Below are 1,086 nucleotides of genomic sequence, written 5' to 3'. Positions count from 1 at the left end.
CATGAGGTGGATGTCAGTCATGCTGCCCCACAGGGTCCTTGCCCGAAGTTTAGTTGCTTTGCTGACTCTGACTAATCCGTGCTTCAAATGTACGAGATTTATATCACTTAAAACTCTTTTCTACTTTACTGTTCCTACTGAATTAAGCGGCTTTTTCAACTTCTATGTTTGCTCTCATATGAGGGATATCCTGTAACATTCGCTCTTCACTAAACTCAAATTGTTTCTTACCAATGGCAAAGAAAATACGAATTAACTTATTGCACAGAGCTATCAGAGACTGCCTTTTCTTTAGAGGATTATCAGGACGCTGCGTGTAATAGGCGTGCAGCGCTTTAAAGGCCGAGTTCTTCGCGACCAAAATCATACACACCCTGAAGAGGAGAGCCCTTAGTTTCTTCCTCCCTCTTTTAGTAATCCTTGTTTGCCCTTTAAGCTTGCCAGAAGTGTTCTCTTTCAAGCTTAATCCAGCTAACTTTATGATTTGTCTCGGGTGCGAATACTCTTGTAGATCTCCCACTTCTGCAAAGAAACCGGCAACCGTATCTCTCCCACTCCCTTGATGGCTAACATTCGCTGAATGCCAGGGATATGTTCAATCAAGTTATCTATCTTCTGATCTAGTTCTTCGATTCTCTTGTATCAGATCATATTTATCAAGCAGAGTGGCCAGTTCTAATTTGGCCATATTAGAACCTTGGCACAGTCCGATGGACTCTTTTGCTGCTTGTTTTAACTCTATTATTTTGTTTATTCCTACACTCCGACTAACTGCTTTTCGTAAATGATCCAATAAGTACTGATCAGTGAAATAATGATTCTCTTTAAGAATATGAGCTAGATTCAACCAATAGTGCCCGGTAGGTTCCATCCCTACGATTACTTTTTCCATGTGTTGTTCTAGTTTTAATTGATTGATCCAATCCAGAAATAGTTGAAATCCTAGCTTGGTATTATCAAAATAACAAGGAGAACCAAACTCCATTCCTCTAGCACGTGCGACATGCTTGAATTTCGCAATATCTACACTTATAATAAGAGTCTGAGAAGTGATTTGAGCAATCTTTTCATTTTGGTTATAATTCA

At 39.5% G+C, this 1,086-nt stretch carries 1 protein-coding gene and 1 pseudogene; both read right to left on the bottom strand.

From position 1 onward, the window contains the following. Window positions 1-142 precede the first annotated feature (142 nt). Window positions 143-556, bottom strand: a pseudogene (locus tag BKO01S_RS25110) (transposase); the annotation flags it as partial. 48 nt (window positions 557-604) lie between these two features. Further along, window positions 605-1,086 (bottom strand): IS110 family transposase (locus tag BKO01S_RS25105; protein ID WP_269748579.1); only part of this gene is annotated, 482 nt, incomplete at its 5' end.

This window comes from Robertmurraya korlensis NBRC 107688, from assembly GCF_001591645.1.
In the GTDB taxonomy this organism is placed as follows: domain Bacteria; phylum Bacillota; class Bacilli; order Bacillales; family Cytobacillaceae; genus Robertmurraya_A.
The sequence above is the reverse complement of the archived record's forward strand: the minus strand, read 5'-3'. Positions and strand labels throughout refer to the sequence as shown.